Annotated in this window: 15 protein-coding genes; 2 read left to right on the plus strand and 13 right to left on the minus strand. The window is 49.5% G+C overall.

Features of this window, described 5'->3' with window-relative positions; genetic code table 11:
* Window positions 1–45 precede the first annotated feature (45 nt).
* The 4 genes from QF041_RS14970 to QF041_RS14985 all read right to left on the minus strand — a co-directional run bounded on the left by QF041_RS14970 (window position 46) and on the right by QF041_RS14985 (window position 5997).
* A complete protein-coding gene (locus QF041_RS14970; protein WP_307414747.1) occupies window positions 46–1224 on the minus strand; it encodes a substrate-binding domain-containing protein in 1179 nt (392 codons plus the stop codon).
* Window positions 1211–2998, minus strand: coding sequence for a sensor histidine kinase (locus tag QF041_RS14975; RefSeq protein ID WP_307414748.1), 1788 nt, complete (start codon window positions 2996–2998; stop codon window positions 1211–1213). The genes QF041_RS14970 and QF041_RS14975 overlap by 14 nt, the downstream gene beginning before the upstream one ends.
* Window positions 2999–3024: 26 nt before the next feature.
* Window positions 3025–4758: a response regulator gene (locus tag QF041_RS14980; RefSeq protein ID WP_307414749.1), complete on the minus strand. Its 1734-nt coding sequence runs from the start codon at window positions 4756–4758 to the stop codon at window positions 3025–3027.
* A 336-nt stretch (window positions 4759–5094) separates the two neighbouring features.
* Window positions 5095–5997: a tyrosine-type recombinase/integrase gene (locus QF041_RS14985; protein ID WP_307414750.1), complete on the minus strand. Its 903-nt coding sequence runs from the start codon at window positions 5995–5997 to the stop codon at window positions 5095–5097.
* Between the two features lie 168 nt (window positions 5998–6165).
* Between QF041_RS14985 and QF041_RS14990 the strand changes: the two genes are divergently transcribed.
* Window positions 6166–6366 carry a cold-shock protein gene (locus tag QF041_RS14990; protein WP_017690333.1) on the plus strand — a complete coding sequence of 67 codons (201 nt, stop codon included), beginning with the start codon at window positions 6166–6168 and terminating at the stop codon, window positions 6364–6366.
* Window positions 6367–6465: 99 nt separating this feature from the next.
* The gene (locus QF041_RS14995) at window positions 6466–6738 is read left to right on the plus strand and encodes an HU family DNA-binding protein (RefSeq protein ID WP_074093765.1); all 273 of its coding nucleotides are present in this window, start codon (window positions 6466–6468) and stop codon (window positions 6736–6738) included.
* Between the two features lie 332 nt (window positions 6739–7070).
* Here QF041_RS14995 and QF041_RS15000 read toward each other — a convergent pair whose 3' ends face one another.
* The 9 genes from QF041_RS15000 to QF041_RS15040 all read right to left on the minus strand — a co-directional run bounded on the left by QF041_RS15000 (window position 7071) and on the right by QF041_RS15040 (window position 20147).
* Window positions 7071–7715 carry a Vat family streptogramin A O-acetyltransferase gene (locus tag QF041_RS15000; protein WP_017690335.1) on the minus strand — a complete coding sequence of 215 codons (645 nt, stop codon included), beginning with the start codon at window positions 7713–7715 and terminating at the stop codon, window positions 7071–7073.
* 35 nt (window positions 7716–7750) lie between these two features.
* Window positions 7751–7885 carry a hypothetical protein gene (locus QF041_RS15005; RefSeq protein ID WP_307414751.1) on the minus strand — a complete coding sequence of 45 codons (135 nt, stop codon included), beginning with the start codon at window positions 7883–7885 and terminating at the stop codon, window positions 7751–7753.
* Window positions 7886–7956: 71 nt separating this feature from the next.
* Window positions 7957–9111 carry a right-handed parallel beta-helix repeat-containing protein gene (locus QF041_RS15010; protein ID WP_307414752.1) on the minus strand — a complete coding sequence of 385 codons (1155 nt, stop codon included), beginning with the start codon at window positions 9109–9111 and terminating at the stop codon, window positions 7957–7959.
* Window positions 9078–12284: an alpha/beta hydrolase fold domain-containing protein gene (locus tag QF041_RS15015; RefSeq protein ID WP_307414753.1), complete on the minus strand. Its 3207-nt coding sequence runs from the start codon at window positions 12282–12284 to the stop codon at window positions 9078–9080. The genes QF041_RS15010 and QF041_RS15015 overlap by 34 nt, the downstream gene beginning before the upstream one ends.
* 95 nt (window positions 12285–12379) lie before the next feature.
* Window positions 12380–13930 (minus strand): extracellular solute-binding protein, encoded by a 1551-nt coding sequence (locus QF041_RS15020; protein WP_307414754.1) that lies wholly within the window; start codon window positions 13928–13930, stop codon window positions 12380–12382.
* A 141-nt stretch (window positions 13931–14071) separates the two neighbouring features.
* Window positions 14072–16441 carry a DUF4962 domain-containing protein gene (locus QF041_RS15025; RefSeq protein WP_307414755.1) on the minus strand — a complete coding sequence of 790 codons (2370 nt, stop codon included), beginning with the start codon at window positions 16439–16441 and terminating at the stop codon, window positions 14072–14074.
* Between the two features lie 34 nt (window positions 16442–16475).
* Complete coding sequence (locus QF041_RS15030; RefSeq protein ID WP_307414756.1) at window positions 16476–17243, minus strand: SDR family NAD(P)-dependent oxidoreductase; 768 nt, start codon at window positions 17241–17243, stop codon at window positions 16476–16478.
* Between the two features lie 31 nt (window positions 17244–17274).
* On the minus strand, window positions 17275–19113 hold the full coding sequence (locus QF041_RS15035) for a cache domain-containing sensor histidine kinase (protein WP_307414757.1): 1839 nt from the start codon (window positions 19111–19113) through the stop codon (window positions 17275–17277).
* A complete protein-coding gene (locus QF041_RS15040) occupies window positions 19110–20147 on the minus strand; it encodes a response regulator transcription factor (protein WP_307414759.1) in 1038 nt (345 codons plus the stop codon). The genes QF041_RS15035 and QF041_RS15040 overlap by 4 nt, the downstream gene beginning before the upstream one ends.
* Between the last annotated feature and the right edge of the window lie 6 nt (window positions 20148–20153).

Here is a 20153-nt window from a genome sequence, read left to right on the forward strand (position 1 = left end):
ACAAACACCTTAATTTCTTCATTCAGCATTCGTTCTGTCATTGGTTCATTGTACAAAAGGAAACAACAGCTTCTGGTTATCCATCCAGAACATATTGTCAGTGCTAACCAGCTTCGTCTCAAGTAGCACTCTCGCTTGCACCTGTTGATTGTTCAGCCGCGCAACGGCTTGATTCAATCCCAGATAACCTGCACTATATCCATTCTGGACGATGAGATGATCAAAGACCCCTTCCTGCAATTGCTCCAGTTGCTGTTGTTCACTTCCAAATCCAACAATCCTTACCTTGTCCGCCGATTTGCGTCGATTCAGTTCATCAGCTGCTCCCAGAGAAGCAGGTTCCTGAAGAGTAATGAAGCCATCCACCTCCTGCTGGTCCAGCAATTGCTTCGCAGTCTGCCAACATCCATCCCGTGTATTACATATCGATTTGGGTTCCACTTGAATATCAGGATACTGTACCAAGGCTTCCATAACTCCCTGCTCTCTCTGAATCAGACCAGAATTAAGAGGATCGGGGCCCAATAAGGCCACATGCCCTTTCCCTTCCAGAAGCTCCGCCATAGCCTGGCCGGCCTGTCTTCCCGCCTCAACATTATCCATCGAGATGAAACTGGTGATGCCTTTCACGGGAAATTCATCGTTAAGCACAATGACAGGAACATTGGTCCTATCAGAATTCGTTGTCTGTGCCTCCTGAATGATGTCACTAAGTGCCTTCTCACTTAGGGGATCAACCAATAGAGCTGATGCCCCCTGCTTCAGAGCCGATGCGGCGGCCTCCACTTGAGCCTGCTCTCGCGCACTGCGAGACAACGTTTGGCTGTTGATATTTGCCTGTTTGACCTGCATCTGATTTTCAGCAGAGTCCAAAATGGTAGGCGTGTACACATCACCATTGGAAGGGTATGCTTCCACGGTAATCAGTTCGGCTCCACTCTCTTTGGCAGCCGCTTCGGCCCCAAGGCGGATGGCTTCCGCAAGTTCCCCTGTCCCAGCTGGCGTAATCAGCGCGATACGTGGCGGTACTGCCGTAGTATCGGGACTCGATAAGCCACAGGCGCTGCATATGAGCAGACAGCAGCTTGCAACTGTCAGGGTTAATAACCGACGTTTCCGAATTCCAGGGAAGCTCGCAGCAACCTTTTTCCAAAAAGTACGAATGTATGACCCAACAACTCTGTGGCTGTGGATGTCGCTCCTATTCTCCTTATTGTCCGTCATCAGGCTCGCCCTCCTTCTGCTGCGATTGATTGGGGATTCGAATCCAGACCGTGGTTCCTTCTTCCAACTCACTTGCAAATTCAAGTCCGAAGCCCTCCCCATAATAGAGCCGGATTCGGTCATGTACGTTGCGTACCGCTACGCCGGAGCCTGCACCGCTTTTGACCACAGGACGACCACTTAGTAATCCCGACATCTGTTCTTCCGTCATGCCGACCCCATTATCTGTAATGCGAAACACCAGCTTGTTGTCCTCACGATAAACATCAACCTCAATACTTCCTTCGTCCATGTGGTACTCGATGCCATGAACAATGGCATTCTCAATCAGGGGTTGGAGCACCAGCTTTAATGTCAGGCATTCCAGGAGCGTCTCATCTGCATGGATGGTAAAGTTGAATTTGTGCTTGAACCTCATCTGCTGAATCGTCAAATAATGCTGCGCATGCTCCAGCTCTTCCCTGATCGTGATAATCGTTTTACCTTGACTAAGACTGATGCGAAACAGGCGCGAGAGTGATGTAATCATCGTAATCACTTCTTCATTGCGACTCATGCCTACCATGCGCACTACTGAATTCAGCGTATTGTACAAAAAATGAGGATTGATCTGGGCCTGCAAGGCTTCCAGCTCCAGACGACGCTTCTGTTCCTGTTCATGGATAATCTCATCCATCAGGGTGCGAATTTTATTGACCATGAGGTTGAAGCGACGGGATAGTCGTTCCACCTCCAGCGGCCCTTCAATAGGCAACTCCACGTTGAAATCGCCTCGCTCCACGGCTTTCATCTTACGTTCCATACGCCGGATCGGACGAGTCAGACTGGAAGAGAGAAACAGGGATACGAGAATGACCAGTACCAGCACAACCACCAATACACGAATGAGATATCCATTCACTTCCTGGCGCGTTGTCATAATCTCATCCAGATAGGCAACACCGACGATTTTCCACCCGATATTGGCAACGGACTTCACGGTATTCAGCCTTTTCTGTCCATCTGCTTCATCTTCGTAACTGCCGGAAGCCACCAAAGCCTGTTCGATATTCTCGCTTTTGAGTCCCATATACATCAATTGCTGCTGCGGATGGTACACGATATTGCCCGCACTCTCATCGATGATATAGACATATCCCCGTTGCCCCAGACTGACCCGACGGCTCAGTTCATCCATCTGTTTGAAATTGATATCGACCAGCAAAATAACCTGCCGATCCTGACCATTTTGCCGTATCGTTATGCCTTTGCTCATGGAAACGACCCATTTATATGGGCCTGTGTACATGTTCTGAATATGAGGTAACGAGAAACTCAGGTGATCCGGCACACGAAGCGCAGACTGAAACCACCCTTGCTGTGTCACATGGGCGCTGGTTTTTAATTCAGCTGTAGGTCGGTTCTTGAGCAATTTCCCCGTGGAATCAAGCAGAGTAATCGAGATGATATCCTCACGACTGCTGAGCAGTGTGTCGAGCTGTTTGTCCACCAGTTCCCCTTCCCATGTCCCGTCACGCAGCATGTGTTCCTCAATGGCACGGTACAGATGCGACATACTGCGGACGTAATCCTCAAGGTTATAACTGACCTGATCCACAATCTGTCTCGTCGTCAGTTCCGCACTTCGCTCGGCAGCCTGCGTGAACTTGTCATGCAGAAGCATCGCCATGATGGTCAGCACCAAGACGATGAAAACGGAAAAGGACCACGTAATAATAAACCGGATACTGCTGACTCTGGACGAACGCAGACGAGAGCGTAATTGAGGTCCCATGGAATTCACCCATCTGGAAAAAAACTTCATCGGATTGAACCTTCACTTGCTGTCTGAGAAGCCTGTTTACGATATTCTTTGGGCGAGACACCAATATGTTTTTTGAAACAAAAACTGAAGTAATTGGGTTCAGCAAAGCCAACCTGCTCCGCAATTTCAAATGACTTCAGCTCTGTCGAGCGAAGCAGTTCACGCGCTGCCTCCATTCGGATCTGCATCAGGTACTGCAGGAAGGTAAGTTGCACTTCTTTTTTGAAAATGCCACAAAAATAACCGGAGCTGATATGCAGATGGCCGCACACCTTCTGAATGGATAGGTCAGGGTCGGCATAATGCTCTTTGGTGAAGACTAACGCCTGCTCGACAATATCCTTGTATACATGCTGGCGACCACTGGCAATGCGATGTTGCACGAGTAGACAGACCTCCTGTACCTTCTTCTGTGCCTCAGTAAGTCCCGGCAGTCGGAACAAATCCGCATACAACTGGAACCCTGCACCAAAGATGTCTTCCATCGCTTCCCCTGATGCCTGTGCTGCCTTCCATACTGTTGTTAATACTTCAATTAAATAGAGCTGAATATCACTTCGCCCGTGTTCCACTGTAATTTCCCGGAAAATGATCGCAAGTGCTTCCTCCAACTCCGCCTGCGTACCCGCCTTTAGACAACGTGTCAGCGACTGTTGCTTCAACTCGTCGAAACGCAGCTTGCCCGCCGTCTGTCGCTCCACGTCCGCAATGTATATGATTGAATCCGTCCCGGGCACAAGCCGATAATCCAATGCCAGCAGGGCATCTTCATAGGCATGATTCACATCCGCGAGTGTATCCACAATCTGACCAGATCCCACCGTAGCCGGGATACGTAAATAGTGGTTGATGCTGCGCATCACATTTTCCAATGCCTTCTGTTGCCGCTTCGCTCCATCTGTACCGCCCGTACGATCCACATAGAGCAGAACAATCGTCTCCTGATGCATAAAAGCATGACCAGCCCCATGCTCCGCCCAAACTTCTGCCGCAATGTTAAGTGCCGCAAAGCGTTTCAGTTCAGCATCCTCAGATTGACGCAAGGAACCTCCGGGAATGAATATCTCAGACTGATCCGCTACCTCGGATGTTGTTTTGTTATGTCGCTGTGAGGGCTCGCTGAATACTCCCTCAGACTTCTCCTTCTGTACATCTCCATCCATATGCAGTGTCAATACGGACACACCATAACGTTCTCCTGTCAGATCCAATCCGCATTGTTTGGCTTTACTATGAATATATGTCGAGGATTTCTGTCGATGGAGCAAGGTCGCCATCAGATCTGCCTGTAATAAAGGCAAACTGGTATGATAGTGCTCACGCAGCTGCTGTACATCTTCACGCTCAGCCACTTCAGCCGCCATCTGGGCGCGCAGTCTTGTGAGCAGTTCTGTGAGATGTCCTGCCGAGAACGGCTTCAGCAGATATTCATCCACACTTAACGAGATGGCTTGCCTCGCATAATCAAATTCATCATATCCAGTCAAAATGACCACCTTCACGAGTGGATTACGCTTCCTCAATCTTTGTGCGAGTTCCAAACCATTCATGAATGGCATGCTGATATCGGTCACCACAATATCCGGCTCCACCCGCTCCGCCATCTCCAATGCTTCCCGCCCATTCTCAGCCAAACCGACAATCCGCAGATCGAGCGCTTCCCAATTGACCTCTACAACAAGTCCTTCACGCACATCTTCTTCATCATCCACCAGCAGTACCCGGTACATGTTTGGATTCCTCCTTTTGATGACGGCCTTATGCCCTATCAACGAATATATATGTAGCATTGTGAATCATTTGATTTCTTATGGCTCACCGAATTGAAGCAAAATGCAAAGGCTCATGTTGATCTGTTCCAAGGTTGCCATCATAATATACAATATTATCAGGGATATGTAATCGCTTTCTTCATTAGAGGTAAGGCAACCCTGTCGGGCAGTGCCTAAGTGAAATGTGAAGGATAGTATATGAATGCTAAAGGTAGGTTAAAGTGATACAAACACGGAAAATTTCGAAGTACTTCTAATAAGAGGTGTTTTGATTGTGATTATAATTCAGATTCTTCATTGTTGTTCTCTACGATGATTCGTAGTTAATGCTTTAAAATAAATCATGGTTGTATCTGGGTTGGTGTGTCCCATTATCTCGGCCAAACGGTGCAGTGGCGTATGCTCAGCCATGGCGTAGCCGAAACGATGACGCAGGTCGTGTGAACTCAGTCCTTCCAGCCCTGCTGTTATCATTACTTTTTTAATCAGGTGGCGCAGTGCTCTCTCCGTTAAACGATCGTTTGTCTTCTCTGAGGGAAAAAGGTACACACGATCGGTAGCAAGATTAGATAAGTACTGATTCAACATAACAACACACTGTATATTCAAAGGGATCTTACGTTGCACGTTGCGTTTATCGGCTCTCACTGTCAGGTGACCGCTTCGTCTACCAAGTTCGATATCATGAGGCTTGAGGTTGCATACCTCCATCGTTCGCAAGCCTGTGTGAAACATAAGGGTCAGGATCGTCTGATCACGAAGGGAATTACCATACTCCACTGCCGCGAGGAATGCCTGCTCTTCTTCCAATGTCATTCGGCGTGGACTTACTTTGTCTTCCGGAATGAATTTTAATGGTTTGGAAGGGTCATGACTGAGCCTGGATTCCAAGACAGCCCATTTGAAAAAACGCTTCAGCGTAATCAATCTCCGGTTAATGGTGGCTGGTTTCAATAACATAACTTTGTGAGCATCTTCACGATAACTGACTAAAGTGGATGTATCCACATCTTCAATTCGCAGTGAAAACTCTTCGCTGAGCATGGTGCTTTCCTTGTACCATTCGATAAAGTGCTTCAGATCACTTGCATATTCCTTCACGGTTTTGGGATGCAATTCTCCCTCTTTAGCAAGCATATGTATGAATTCCTCTACTGTCGGTTCCCGCTGCACCGAAATCCCTGATGACTGATTCATTAGAAATTACCTCCAAATCTTGACTTATATTAGCGGACATGGTATTATCATATTAATCGATACATTAGCGGACATCAAGTTCGTGGTTTAAATGCACCAGGTGAGTGTCAATTTTAAATTATACTCGTCATAATGATCGGCTAAAAACTTATTTTTTGGAGGAATCACATGCAAACAGGTACAGTGAAATGGTTCAACGCGGATAAAGGATTCGGCTTTATCGAAACTGAAGAAGGAACAGACGTATTCGTTCATTTCAGTGCAATTCAAGGTGAAGGTTACAAATCTTTGGACGAAGGTCAACGCGTTCAATTTGAAGTAACTCAAGGTAACCGTGGACCACAAGCTGAGAACGTTACTAAACTTTAATTATATGAAAGCTGCCTTATTAATAAGGCAGCTTTTTATTTACTCATATGTGTCACAGCAAAGTTTCCACATCCCAAGAATGAAAGCGAGGTATTCCCCATGGATAAAGAACAATTGATCACAGAAGTAGCCAAGGCTGGCGGTTTCTCCAAGAAGAATGCTGAAAAAGCTGTAACCGTTGTATTGGATTCGATTCTCGAAGCTCTCAAAGAAGGTAAAGAAGTTCAAGTGGTTGGATTTGGGAAATTCGAAGTACAGAAGCGTGAGGCAAGAACAGGCAAAAGTCGGAGAACAGGCAAGGAAATTCAACTACCTGCAGGTAAAGTTCCTGTATTCACAGCAGGTTTAAGCATGAAAGAAGCTTTAAATTAAACCACGTAACAAACGTAACAACCCATTGAAAAGAGGTTTTTATTCAAACACACAATGATAATATGGATTTAAATGTCGTGTTTACTACCGTTGATGATATCATTAACTTTTACTCAGGCAAACAGACAAACTCGGATCATACAGAAGCTCATACTCATTTAAAGCCCCCATCAGTACAGTCTGATTGCAACCTACGACCATCCACCCGCTAAATTAACATTTCATCTTGGACAACAAGAGGCCCTGATCCGCTCAAAACGGTCCAGGGCCTGATTTGCTTGGAAGCCGGCTCTGTCAGGAACCAGCTTATTTGTCTTTTATGCACAACCATCCTATTTGCTGTTCAGAAGTTCGCGCAAGATCTGGAGATCATATGTAGAGACAAGACGTTCCAAATGCGTATCCAGCCATTCCTCATCCTGATCCCACCACTTCAATTCCAGCAGCAGTGCAATCGTCTCTTCGTCAAAACGCTTTTTAACAGTCTTGGCTGGATTACCACCAACAATTGTATAGGGTTCAATGTCCTTAACAACGGTTGAATTAGAGGCAACAATTGCCCCGTCTCCAATCGTGATACCAGGCATGATCGTTACATTTTGTCCAAGCCAAACATCGTTCCCCAGTACCGTGTCACCCTTATATGGAAGTTGTTCCAGTGTAGGTGTCACACGCTCCCATCCTCCACCAAAAATGTTGAACGGATACGTGGTCATCCCCTCCATCCGATGATTCGCACCATTCATAATGAATGTCACACCTTCCGCAATTGCACAAAAATTGCCAATGACCAGGCGATCACCAATAAAGTCATAATGATGCTGTATCCGGTCATAAAATTGCTCTGGCGGATTCGTGTTATCGCTATAATACGTATAATCACCGATGTCCACGTTGGAACGCGGCGGAAGGTTTTGAATGTAACATACCGTACGGATATTCTCATTCGGGAAAAGTTTTGTTTTATCAGGGGCCATATTGTAGTCCCTCCTTTTCCCTATTGTAACAGATATTAAATCTTAAACGGACTAAGTGAGGTCTGGAGCTCTGTCGACACATCGGACAAAATAGCCGCAGATTCCTTGATCTGCTCTACCGACTTGAGCTGTTCATGAACAGATCCGGCAGCCTGCTGTGAATAGGACAAACCTTTAAGGTGAATCTTAAATTAATGATTCATAACAAAAAGTAGCCTATCAGGCTACTTTTTCTGATCCTTTATTGCTCGGTAACGGTTACACCTGCTGCTTTGTAGTAGTCCTCATTCACGTTGTTTAAAATGTTGGCCTTCATTAGAATGCCTACTCCGGCAAAGAGTCCGATTCCGTTTGTATTCCCTTCGATTCGGTTATGTTCAATCCACACATTCTCAGGGTCCCCTTCGCCGATATTGCCTGCTCCGGCATCACCTTTGTCGCGCTCAAGCCTCACACCCCAGTAACCGCTCGCCGTATTGTTAAGAATTACATTGCCGCGAATCACCGTGCCCGGTCCGTTCAACACTTTGATCCCTGCTGCCTCTGCAATCATAGCGGTATTCTCGATGAGATTATCCTCAATTAGGGTATCGGGGGTACCCATTGTTACCGAAATACCGATTCGGCTGTTCGTGATTGTGTTGTCATGAATGTAGTTCCCTTTGCCAGACTTGCTGTGGTTGCTGGGCGCCGAACCCCCGGTATTGCCGAGCCCAATCCCTGCGCCTGTCAATACGTCCGTAATGACATTGCCGGAAATTTCATTTAAATACTCCAGTTCACCATGAAGGTCGATGGCGTCCAACTTTGTTCCGCTAAAAGTATTGCCACGCAGCACGTTATTATGGGCCACAAACTGGATCAACGCTCCATGTCTCAGATAAGGTCCCTCAAACACGCTGTCCTCCACCACATTCCATAACGTATCATTGTCAAAGCCGAGTCGATCGGTTTTGGCTGTTCCCTGAATGGAAATGCCGTAACCTGAACCTCCAGGGCCCAGATCTGTTGAATTGCGGAAGGTTGCATGCTTCACAACAACATCGCGGCTGTGCTCAATACGGATCGCCATTCGTTTGAACTTCTCCACAATTACGCCGTCAATCGTAATGTCATACGATGGTGCCTCGCCATAATTGGCGATATGAATCATGCTATCCGGCCCCCCTGCGGAGGGGTTATTGGATTGATGATCGGTCGTGTAGCTGCCGGACCAGGCTGAAGTTATGGTCATGTTGGATACGAGAATGCTATGCTGAGCCGATGCTTTCAGAACGGCACTTCCCGTCACCTGATTCAGCGATGTCTTGAGCACAGTTCCTTCACGGCTCTCACCTCTCAGATTCACTCCGGATTTGAGCATCAGATTGGTGCTGCCATCCGGCCCGGATAACAAATTGTACACTCCATCAGGAAAAACACTTCATCCCCAACGTTGGCCTCGTCCATCGCAGCCTGTATAGCAGGGCGGTCATCACTCGTGTTGTCAGCAGGATCTGCTCCATAATCCCGCACATCAATTGTACGTCCGGTCACGGCATGTGGAGCATGGACAGCATGTGGTGTGCCATCTGTTTCCGTCAGACCTGGTGCGATAAAGGGCATCGTCCCTTCAGGTGGTTGTGGCACGATGTATGGAATCAGAGCCACAGGTGTCCCTCCCCCTGCAAAAGGAGCATACAGATGCACATCGGTCAGACTTGTGTAAATACTTGCATCGGAATTGCCACGCCCGGTGATTCGCACATAACGTGCAGATATGTCCGGGATATCAAACGCCTGCATTTCGGTTGTATCCCCACTGCTTTCGCCGTTAAATATCTGGGTCCACTGCTCACCGTCAACAGACGATTCCATCTCAAAAAATGTCTTTCGGATATCCCCTTTGTAAAAACCAATCCCAACATAACCCACTGGCTGTACCTGCCCCAGATCAAATGTGATCCATTGCCCCTCTCCTGCAACAGACCAGCGTGTATAGCTGTTATTGTCGAGAGTATTGGTCGCAAGGTTACCATCGCTGCCACTTGCCGTGACGGAAGCCACAGGCAGGGACGATACCGGGACGTCAAGGGTTGTCATTTCGGTTGATAAAGCAGTGCTGACGTTGCCGGCCTCATCAATCGCCCTCACTTGAAAGGTGTACGATGTTCCAGCTGCAAGTCCGCTGTCCCGAAATGACTGCTTACCTTGTTCGCTCAGCAGAACGCCATCCCGATAAATCCGGTAAGCATATACAGCCGTATCGTCACTGGCAGCGGGCCATCTCAGTTCCGCAAAATCCGTTCCCCAGTTACGAATCTCCAGCTCGGCTCCCTGCTCCCATTCGGGTGAATGCGTGTCACTGCCCTCTTCGATCAAAGCAATGACCGATAACTGTGGACGTGGATTGCTCGTTCCGTTGGCTTCCTTAGTATAGACGTTTACAGAGACGCCAGTTGATCCCGCATCCGCGAGCAAAAATGCCACTTGCCCCGCATCTGGACGACTCTTCACATAATCGGTTACATCCACTTCATAGACGGCCGGACTTCCATTCCGATCTGCCGTGACCTGGAATGTGCCCAGCAACGAAGCTTCGCTCAGACTTTGTACGGGGGCATTCGACCAGGTTAATGATGATTCATTCCAGTCTGTAGCATCCAAACCGTACAGGGACAACTCCGTAGCGGTATTCGAAGTGCCTTTCTTCGCTGCAATCCGCAGCCGATACCGGTCTCCTTCGGAATCATTTCCGGTCATATCAAATTTGAGATATACATATTTCTTGGTCGACGAAGTGGAAGAGATGCTTAGTAATCCGGTACTGGAACCTGTAGCCTGATTGAAATTCAGATCAGGCTTGCTGCTGTCAATCGCCGCATCGTCGCTTGGCAGCTTGCTGGCGATGACCTTCTCCATTAACGGTCGTTCTACTTCATCTTCGCCCTCGCCGGATGAAGTATCTTCGGGGTTGCTTTTGAAAATAATTGGCTCCGTAACGATCCGGTTCTTCACATGTTCATCCAGGAAGGCCCATGCCTCCGCATTGGCATTCTCAGAAGCTGCACCTGTAAATCCATGGCCCTGACCAGGTACAATCTTCACATCCACAATCGGCACACCCGCAGATTGAAGCTGCTCTGCAAAAGTAACACTGTCCGTGTATGGAATGGTGGCGTCAGCATCCCCGTGGCGAATCCAGAACGGTGGATCATCAGGTGAAGCATAGGTGCCCGGCATCGCAAGTCTGGCCTGTTCCGGTACATCCAATGCGCGATGACCGCCAAGCAGAGCCGTGACAGAGCTATAATTATTGGCAAATGTCGTCGTAAAATCAGCGGGTCCGTACCAGTCGGCAACCGCCTGCACTTTGTCCGAATACTCAGGCCATCCACCAGAACCTTCGAGATCCGGTACCTCTACCGTGACCCCTGTATCAAGCACGACGGGATCACCAGCGACCAAGTCCCCCGTGGTCCCGAGTAATGCGGCCAGGTGACCGCCTGCAGATGATCCCCAGACGCCGATACGACTTGGGTCCAGATTGTACTGGGCGGCATGGGCCCGCAAATATCGAATAGCAAGTTTGATATCCTGAATCTGGGCAGGGAAAGGCGCCTCAGGCGTGAGCCGGTAGTCCAGAGATACACCGATGTAACCGCGTTTGAGTACATAATTGCATATTGAGTTCAATGCCTGCTTCCGATCCCCGTGATTCCACCCACCTCCGTGAATATAGATCATGACTGGCATCGGTTCAGCTGCCGCTGTCTCGGGAACGGCAATGGATGAATACATCGCCCGCCCACCAGCCATGCCAATCTCCACATCCTCGTATAAAGTCACTCCTTGTGGTGGCGTAAACTCAGTATTCTCTTCTCCAGGCGGCACTGGGGAAGGGGCAGGCGTTATACCCGGAATGGCCTGACCGTAAATGGCAACATTGTCGATATACATGTTGGCCTGCATGGCATCTCCTGTCCGAAATCGAATATTCACTGTACTGTTATTGTTCGCTTCGGAACCCAGCGTCCAGCTTTTTAAGGTATTGCCTTCCTTATTCTTCATATCTGGAGTTCCTGGAGGAAGTTCAAACGTCTCCAACGTCGTCCAGGAAATACCTCCATCCTTCGACCATTCAATAATCACGCTTCCGCTTATATAGGAGGAAGCTCTTGTGTAGTAGCTTAGCCGGATGTTTCCGTAGCCGGTCAGATCAAGTGGCAGCGCGAGTGCATCGGTTCCATCTATCTTGACCATGTTGGGTTGGGATGGTGCGGTTGTTGAAGAAGACGTTTTGGCCTTGCTCCCGCCCGCACCATCCTGATGCCATGGTGCCTTCAATGCAATTCCGCCCGTAGAGCCAAAATTGTCGGGATCATCAAAGTTTTCCGCGTAAATCTCCAGCTCGGGCCCCTCGGGTTCCGGGATATTTTCTTCCTGTGCAGCAGCATTGATAACAGAATGAGGAATATCGTCTTCCATCGCCCAGACTTCATGCACAGGAATGGCGATACCGGTAATGAGTATGAAAGATATGGCAACAAGTACAGCCCGCTTCGTCCACGTTTTGAACAAGTCCTTCACTTGTATCCCTCCGTATTCACCTGACTTGCCACTCCAATGACAGAAAAACCTTCCGATCGCTGTGATCGTGTAAATGTATTGTTCAACTTATATAGTTAGCGACGCGGGGCTGACACTCCCTCACCCTTCTTAAATTTCTCCGTAGCTTCCTCGATGGCCTGATCGCCACCTTTGGATTTCCATTCCTCAACCACTTTTGGCCAATCGGAGATGGGCTCCTTACCATAAACCATCTTGATCATGTGTGTGAGCAATACTTGAGGAGGTGTATCCGAATTGGGAGCAATCTCGGGATTCTGCACAAAGGCCTCCAACCGCGGATCAAAGTTGATGCCATCCCGGCCTTCTTTGGCTAAAATCGTATCGTAAATATTCATCAGTTTCCTGCCTTCTTCTGTCAGCGATAACGAGCCTTTATTGTATGTTGTGTCCTGTACAAACCATAAGAACGACTGACGGTAACGCTCTTCGTCCACACCAGCGGAATCCGTTGGAGCCGTGTACGAAATCACGCCATTATCCTCTGTGTAGGTTTCTCCTTCCGTGCCATACGTGAAAAACTTCTCTGCTTCATCGGAAACCATCCAGTTAAAAAAACGGATAATGGAAGCCGGATCAGCCGCATCCTTATTGATAAAGTAAGCACGTGTCACCGGACCGTACAGATAATAACCACCCTTTCCGTCGGGACCAACAGGGGAAGGGATAATTTCGATTTTGGCATCGGGAACCGACGCTTTAATCTGCTTCTCCCATTGAATCAGTTCGTTGGCGTTCATCGACCACATGCCCGCCTTGCCGGAGAGAATCGTATTTTTGAATACCGTCGAATTGATGGTCGCAAACTCTTTGTTAATCAGCCCTTCTTCGTACATCGTCTTATAAACCGTCAGGGCTTGCTGCATATTCTCGTTATCCATGAATTTGGGTACAATCTGGTCGCCCTGCTGCTCCATCATGGACAGGAACTGCTGCACATCATAGGCACCAAAGAAGGTATCCGCATATTTGAAATCTTCACGCCCCATATATGGATTCTCCACGCCAAGCTTTTTAAAGGCGCGCAGCACTTCCAATGTTTCTTCCACCGTGGTAGGCACTGGCAATCCCGTTTGATCCAGCAGATCCTTACGAATCCAGGTTGCCCGGCGGGATGGATTGGATAAATATTCGGGGATGGCATAGATCTGCCCGTCATGGGTTACCTGGTCCCAGGCTTCCTTCGGCACGGCTTTGAGCAAATCTTGCCCATACTGCTGCAACAGCTCATCCAGCGGCTGGAATACTCCGGCTTCGACCGAACCGGCCATCTCCTTACCGTTGACGCCGCCATCACCCTGCACTACATCAGGAATATCATTGGTGGCAAACATCTGGACCATTTTCTGCTCATATTCCTTATGAGGCACAAGCACGATTTTCAGATCGCTATTGGTCAGCTCCTCCAGCTTTTTCACCCATTTATCCTGGTTGATGTCCGGTGACTTTTCCACATACGTATACGCCAGCGTTCGCAATGACATGGAGAACCTCGTCTTGCCGTCTCCTCCATTCTCACCGGATTCCGCCCCGCTTCCCTTGCTGCATCCCGCCATGAAGGTTGCCGCCAGCAATAGCGCCATGCCTGTGACCATCCACTTTTTCATGCTACCCCTCTTTTCATCCTGATTTAGGTTTAGGTATCACTTATATGTGAAGCGCTTTCATGAAGATGATAAAACATCCCCACCGCCTGCAACAATGGGGATGTTTTAGATGAGATTGCGTTTTCTTTAGGTCAGCACTTACTAGTACGTCTTGGATACCTCGATCTTCTTTGTTACACCGTTGTCGGTAAAATAGAGATGGATACCGTGATCTTGGTCATCGATGAAATAAGGGACATACTTCGGCTCCTCGATCTTGTAAGGTACAAGCAGCGTAACAATTGTATGACTTGTGGCAGACCGCGTTTCCGCGCTCAGATGATAATGTCTGTCCAGCCCTTCGTACTCTGCCGGGTCCACCTCTGCAAATTGATCCGTCTGGCTAAGCGACAGCTCACCGGAGGAAGCATATACAAATGTCCCCTCAAGCCCCGCCTTAGTACCGTTCAGACGGAAGCTCTGCCCTTTCAACTGTAGCGGGTGCAGTGCATGGAACAGCCATTGAATGCTGTCCGGTTTCTCTAGATCAATGTGGTCGACAATAACGAAGTAGGCGGATTGCAGAAAATGAATTTCCCGTACAACACGCTTCACATGGGGAACAGTGCTGGCATAGGCATCGGTCGCTACCGCACGCACATAACCATCGCCATCCCGCCAATAGGCCTCTTCGATCTGTCCGGTTGCAGCCATATTCAGCACCTTGTTGTTCTCGGCATACTGCCCTGCTCCGCCAATCAGCAGATTGTTTTTGGAGCGTGTCTGCCTGCGCCATTCCCGGTGAAAGGAGCTTCCATGCGCAATATAATAGCCGGTATCCGCGGCGAGTGGCTCACCGAATGCATGCAAAGTGAAGCTGTTCTGATCCGCATGACTGTGGCTGATCGAGCCATAACGGCTTGACTTGAGCAGAAACATCATATGCTCATCCGGATCGTCCATCCGATGATGCATGGCTACCCACCCCACATCACGGAACCATTTAAGCGGCTCGATATCCACAGGCGACTCTTCCTCCACCTGCGGATAATCGTGGCGGTATACTAATTCGTCAAAGTTAAAGTCCCACCAACCGTAGTTATAAAAAGCTCCCTCGGTCCCCGGGTCTGATTGACGTACACGCTCAAAATACCACTGGTACCAGCGATTGCCTGTAACCCCAGCCAGTTGGCGCACAAGATAACCTGTTTTCAAGTTTACCGGGTCACCCAGCGTAGACTGGTCCCCAAAGCTGGCGCGCCGTGCATCAGGCGGATAGACGTAGAACGGAAAATCCCCGGTACGTTGGAAGAATGGTCGACGGAAAAAGTCGATACCCGCATAGTTTCGCAGCAAATTCATCGCTTCGGTCACATAGGCCATGCCTGTTGTCCAATACATCGGGCCTTCGGCCCATCCCCCATCACTGCCTCCCCAAGGAGAGTACAGACAGGCATAATAATCGATTGCATAATCCAGCCACTCTGCAGCCTGCTGCTCCTCATGCAACAAGGCCATACAGCAGGGCACAAGCACGGAAGACAATGAACGCACCGCATGGCTGTCATAGGGTACATGATGAATCTTCGAGCGGACCATCACATGCTGGGCTACCTGTTCTGTCCGCCGCAGCAAACTGCGCCTGACCGCTTCCTGCTCTTCACTGTTCAACTCATCATGCAGCCAGTCATAACCCCAAGCAAGCGCAGCTGCGACCCGAAAAGCCGCCTCGTCATTATAATCGCGGGAGGTCGTTCCCTCCGTATCCCAAGCTGCCACATGCAACAGCCAGGTTTTCGCCGCTTCAAGCAGCCGTTCGTCTCGAAGCACTCGCCCAGCGATACTCAGATGACGAATCGCATATAACACTTCCTGACAGTCAATATACATTTGCCTCCAGAGTGCGGCAACACGTTTGTTCTCCGGGTAAGGCTGCGGTTCACGAATGGGCTCACGGTTTGCCCATGGCTCCACGGAATTTGCCATAAACGCATCCCAGCCGCAGTATGTAGCATCTGACGCAATGGCATCCGCAAGTGCATTCAGCCCACGCTCACCAAGCCACAGCCGTGGGTGAGACGTGTCTGTGGAAACATATCGCTGTGCCCGGGAAGGCAGCGGTGTTTCCGGTAATCCCGCTGACACCGTAAACCGCCGCACCTCACTCCAAGCCGACATTTCCCCTTGCTTCCCTTGCGAAGCATGCCCTTCGGCTTCACTCCCTTGCTGCACTGGATAATTTACAAGCAGCGCATATCGCCAATAATAATCCCCAGGTTCAAACACCCGGTCAGGCGTGAAAAAGTTATACGGGAGCGGCGCAAAGGTCATCGTCTCTTCTTCCTGAAAAGAAGGGCTCGCCGACACTTGCAGCAGATAGGCATTCTCATCCTCCTGCTGTGCCGCCATCCAGGTAAACCTTGGCGGATTCTCTGCCAGAACGGAATGCTCGTCAGGGGCATAGTCCACATGGAACGGCCCGCTGATGGGTTGGTACAACGATCTTTCTGCAAGCTTTCGCTTCACTTCCATCGTTTTTCCCCCTCCTTATCACAATGTTGTAACATCAACGCATATACATGCCACCATTGATTTCAAGCGTCTCTCCGGTAATAAAAGAACCCAGGTCGGAACACAGGTACAACGCCGCTCCTGCGACATCATCGGGAGTCCCTTCCCGTCCAAGCGGGATGCTGTTTACCGCAGAAGACCGGCCTTCTGCCGAGGTGAACGTAGCATGGAAAGCCGTCTGTCCGATGAAGCCCGGGGAGAGCGCATTCACCGTAATCCCGCCAGGGGCAAGCTCTTTGGCAAGCCCTTTGGTCAACGCCATGACAGCCGCCTTGGATGCTGCGTAAATAGCTGCACCCGGCCCGCCCCCATTATGGGCCGCTACGGAGGTCAGATTGATAATTCGTCCGCCACCAGCCGCCCTCATGCCAGGAATGACTGCTTTGGAGACAAAGACGGTGCTCTTCAGATTGACATCCATAACTCGGCTGTACAGCTCCTCACTCATCGTTTCAATGGGGCTTCGCTCCACCAGATGTCCCGCGTTGTTAACCAACAGGTCAATTGGACCGCCGAAACGGTGTGTAATATCTTCAATCATCGCTCTGATCGCATCCGTATCCGTCACATCTGCCTGAAATGCCGCCGCTTCACCACCAGCATCCCGGATTGCGGTCACGACTTCCTCCGCCCGCTCCATATTATGCAGACCATTCACAGCAACCTTCGCCCCGCAACGAGCCAACGCTCCAGCGATAGCAGCACCAATCCCTCCACTGGAACCTGTTACCAATGCGATTTTGTTCTGTAAATTGATATTCATGTTTTATCTTCCTCCTTGTTATTGGACTGAATTAAATTCGCTTGCTGTGCTGGTCCGCCGGAAGGGCCATCGTAATCGTCGTTCCCAAGCCTTCCTCACTCTCCATCATCAAGCCGTACGTCTCTCCAAATACGAGCTGAATCCTGCGATGCACATTCATAAGTCCGATCCCCCCGCGGTGATAAACATCATCCGTGTCTTCACCTGCCAGACGGTTCAGTTCAAGACGGCGACGCAGTTTCTCCAGACGTGCCTTGCTCATGCCCATACCATTATCCTGAACGATGACAAGAAATCGATCATCCAGACGCCGAGCATCGATGCGGATAAAATGACCCGGTTCCATGCCCCGTGGAAACGCATGTTGCAGCACATTTTCCACCAGGGGCTGGAGGGTGAGACGAACCATCTTTTCCAACAATAGATCCGGTGCAATGATGACCTCAACTTCAAGCTCCCGATCCATACGATGTTTCATGATGGAAAGGTAGGCCAGCACATGCTTCAGCTCATTGGCAACCGTAATTTCCTCCAGATTGGTCTGAATGGAATAACGGAGCATATGAGCCATCGATTCCACCATCTGCGTAATTTCTTCGGAATCCTGTACGACGGCATAACATTTGATCGTCTCCAATGTGTTGTAGAGAAAATGCGGATTGATCTGCAACTGGAGCGCCTGAAATTCCGCACGGTGTCGTTCCAACGCTTCCTGCTGTAGCTCAATTTCCGACTTCTGGCGGCGCAACTCCGACTCATATACACTCTCAATCATGTCCGACAAACGGCTGACCATCAGATTATAGCTGCGAATCAGCACTCCGATCTCATCGCGCCTTTCCTTCATCTCCACCTTGTTCCAGATTCCCTTCTCCGTCTGTCTCATTCCGTTCATCAGCACACGAATGGGTTCTACTTGAGATGCTCCGATCCGGTAGGCCACCACAAGCGCAGCGAGCAAGGTCCCTGCACCAACCCATAATGTAGCTGAGCGGATTGTTGCTATCGGCCTTTGAAGCTCCGACAGCGGCACGGAAGCAACAAAGCGCCAGCCCGAATAGGCAGACAGCTCCGATATAAACAGCCGTTTGGTGCCATCCGTGTTCTGTTCCAGTGACCCTGCCTCCATGTGCATAAGTCTGTCCACGGTGCTGGACGACATCACGGTCTGCGCCTCCTCGTCCCCAGGAGTGTAGATGACATTTCCGTTCTGATCCATCACATACTGATAGCCCCCTTGACCGAGATCGAGTTCTCCCCAGATGTTGTCAAGCTCCAGCACATTCACTTCCATCGCCAGCACTCCGTTTGGTGTATAGGAGGACACCCCCCTGATCCGGCGCGCAATCGTAATGACGTTTGCATTCTGTCCACTGCGAATACTGCGGGTGAGCAAAGTCGATTCACCATTCGCAGGGGTTGCAGCGAGTAACTCCTTATACTGCTGTGCAGCATCGATATCGGGTATGCCCGCTGAATTCTGGTTGTCATCGATGACAACCCGCCCGTTCTCCCCGATAACATACAGGAACTTGATCTGTGGATATAACATAAAAACAGGCGGGAACACGTTTCTTTTAATCTGACGGCTGTACTCGTAATAGGCATAACTGTCCTCCGAATTCATATCGAGAAAGTGCTTCACACTTCCGTTCGAGAGAATGGAGTAGGTAGCACGATCATAATTTTGCAAATACAGATCGGTCTGGTACGCCGTATTACGCATCGTTTGGGCGATGTTGTCCGCCAGCTGATCGTTCATCTCAGTTGAGGCATAGGTATAGGTAAACAAGCCAATAGCGGACAGGGACAACGTAATTACGATGGCAAAATGAAAGAACAGGCGGATCGACAGGCTGCGCTTCATCATTCAATGCCCAACTTACTGCGGTATTCGGACGGGGTCAGTCCGGTAATTTTCTTGAATGTCTTGGTAAAATGGGGATGATCCGCATACCCCACTTCGTAGGATATATCCGTAATCCGGTTGCCCGGCTGTTCCAGCATGCGTTTGGCCAGTTCCATTTTGCTGCGTATCCGGTATTGGATAAAGGTCTGACCTGTCGTCTGCTTGAACAGCTGGCTGAAGTAGGACGGGTTCAGGCCCAACTTGGTAGCAATCTCGTCCAGTGAAACTTCACGGCGCAAGTGCTTCTCCAGATAGGCTTTTGCTTCTTCCACTGGATGCTTGCGCTTGCCACTGCGTTTTTCCTTGATCGTCTTCATTAACGTGTGGATCTCGTTGCCCAGAGCCTCGAAGCACTCCTCTGAGGAAGCGCTTACAATTATCCTACTGGACGTACTCATCGTTCCGTTGCCACGGGCGTTCATGCGGGCCACAATCAATTCCAATAATTCCTGAAAAAGCTCCGCTGTCTGCTCAGGCATCAGGGCATATGCCGGATAACGACCAGACCATGCTGCGAGCAGCTCCGTCACATCGGATTGCCTTAACTCCCATATAGCCTCTTCCAGACGCATGGCCCAATCATTCAGCTCCCTCACGGGTACAAGGGATACCTTAGGTTTATCCTCTTCGGATGCCAGCAATTTGAGCAGCAGTTCATGAAGCTCCTGTCGTCCCACTGGCTTGAGCAGATATCGCTTTACCCCATAATCCATACAGGCTCTTGCATATTCAAAGTCTGAATAACCGGAGACTACAATAATGCGCATCGTACTGCCTTGCTCGGATAAACGTCGGCACAACTCAATGCCATCCATCGTTGGCATGCGAATATCCGTGAACAGGATGTGTGGTCGAAAGTCCTTCACCACCTGAAGGGCCTCCTCCCCATGCGCCGCCTGCCGGATCTCACAATCGAACAGACCTGCTTGCTCAATCATCTTCGCCAGACCCATCCGAATCATCGGTTCATCGTCCGTAATCAAGATTCTGAACATCGCCAT

It is taken from the genome of Paenibacillus sp. W2I17, from assembly GCF_030815985.1.
In the GTDB taxonomy this organism is placed as follows: Bacteria; Bacillota; Bacilli; order Paenibacillales; family Paenibacillaceae; genus Paenibacillus.

Bases quoted from the DNA above. Each gene is read 5' to 3' on its own strand.
- QF041_RS14970 (WP_307414747.1), bottom strand. From the start codon at position 1,224: ATGACGGACAATAAGGAGAATAGGAGCGACATCCACAGCCACAGAGTT.
- QF041_RS14975 (WP_307414748.1), bottom strand. From the start codon at position 2,998: ATGGGACCTCAATTACGCTCTCGTCTGCGTTCGTCCAGAGTCAGCAGT.
- QF041_RS14980 (WP_307414749.1), bottom strand. From the start codon at position 4,758: ATGTACCGGGTACTGCTGGTGGATGATGAAGAAGATGTGCGTGAAGGA.
- QF041_RS14985 (WP_307414750.1), bottom strand. From the start codon at position 5,997: ATGAATCAGTCATCAGGGATTTCGGTGCAGCGGGAACCGACAGTAGAG.
- QF041_RS14990 (WP_017690333.1), top strand. From the start codon at position 6,166: ATGCAAACAGGTACAGTGAAATGGTTCAACGCGGATAAAGGATTCGGC.
- QF041_RS14995 (WP_074093765.1), top strand. From the start codon at position 6,466: ATGGATAAAGAACAATTGATCACAGAAGTAGCCAAGGCTGGCGGTTTC.
- QF041_RS15000 (WP_017690335.1), bottom strand. From the start codon at position 7,715: ATGGCCCCTGATAAAACAAAACTTTTCCCGAATGAGAATATCCGTACG.
- QF041_RS15020 (WP_307414754.1), bottom strand. From the start codon at position 13,930: ATGAAAAAGTGGATGGTCACAGGCATGGCGCTATTGCTGGCGGCAACC.
- QF041_RS15025 (WP_307414755.1), bottom strand. From the start codon at position 16,441: ATGGAAGTGAAGCGAAAGCTTGCAGAAAGATCGTTGTACCAACCCATC.
- QF041_RS15030 (WP_307414756.1), bottom strand. From the start codon at position 17,243: ATGAATATCAATTTACAGAACAAAATCGCATTGGTAACAGGTTCCAGT.
- QF041_RS15035 (WP_307414757.1), bottom strand. From the start codon at position 19,113: ATGATGAAGCGCAGCCTGTCGATCCGCCTGTTCTTTCATTTTGCCATC.
- QF041_RS15040 (WP_307414759.1), bottom strand. From the start codon at position 20,147: ATGTTCAGAATCTTGATTACGGACGATGAACCGATGATTCGGATGGGT.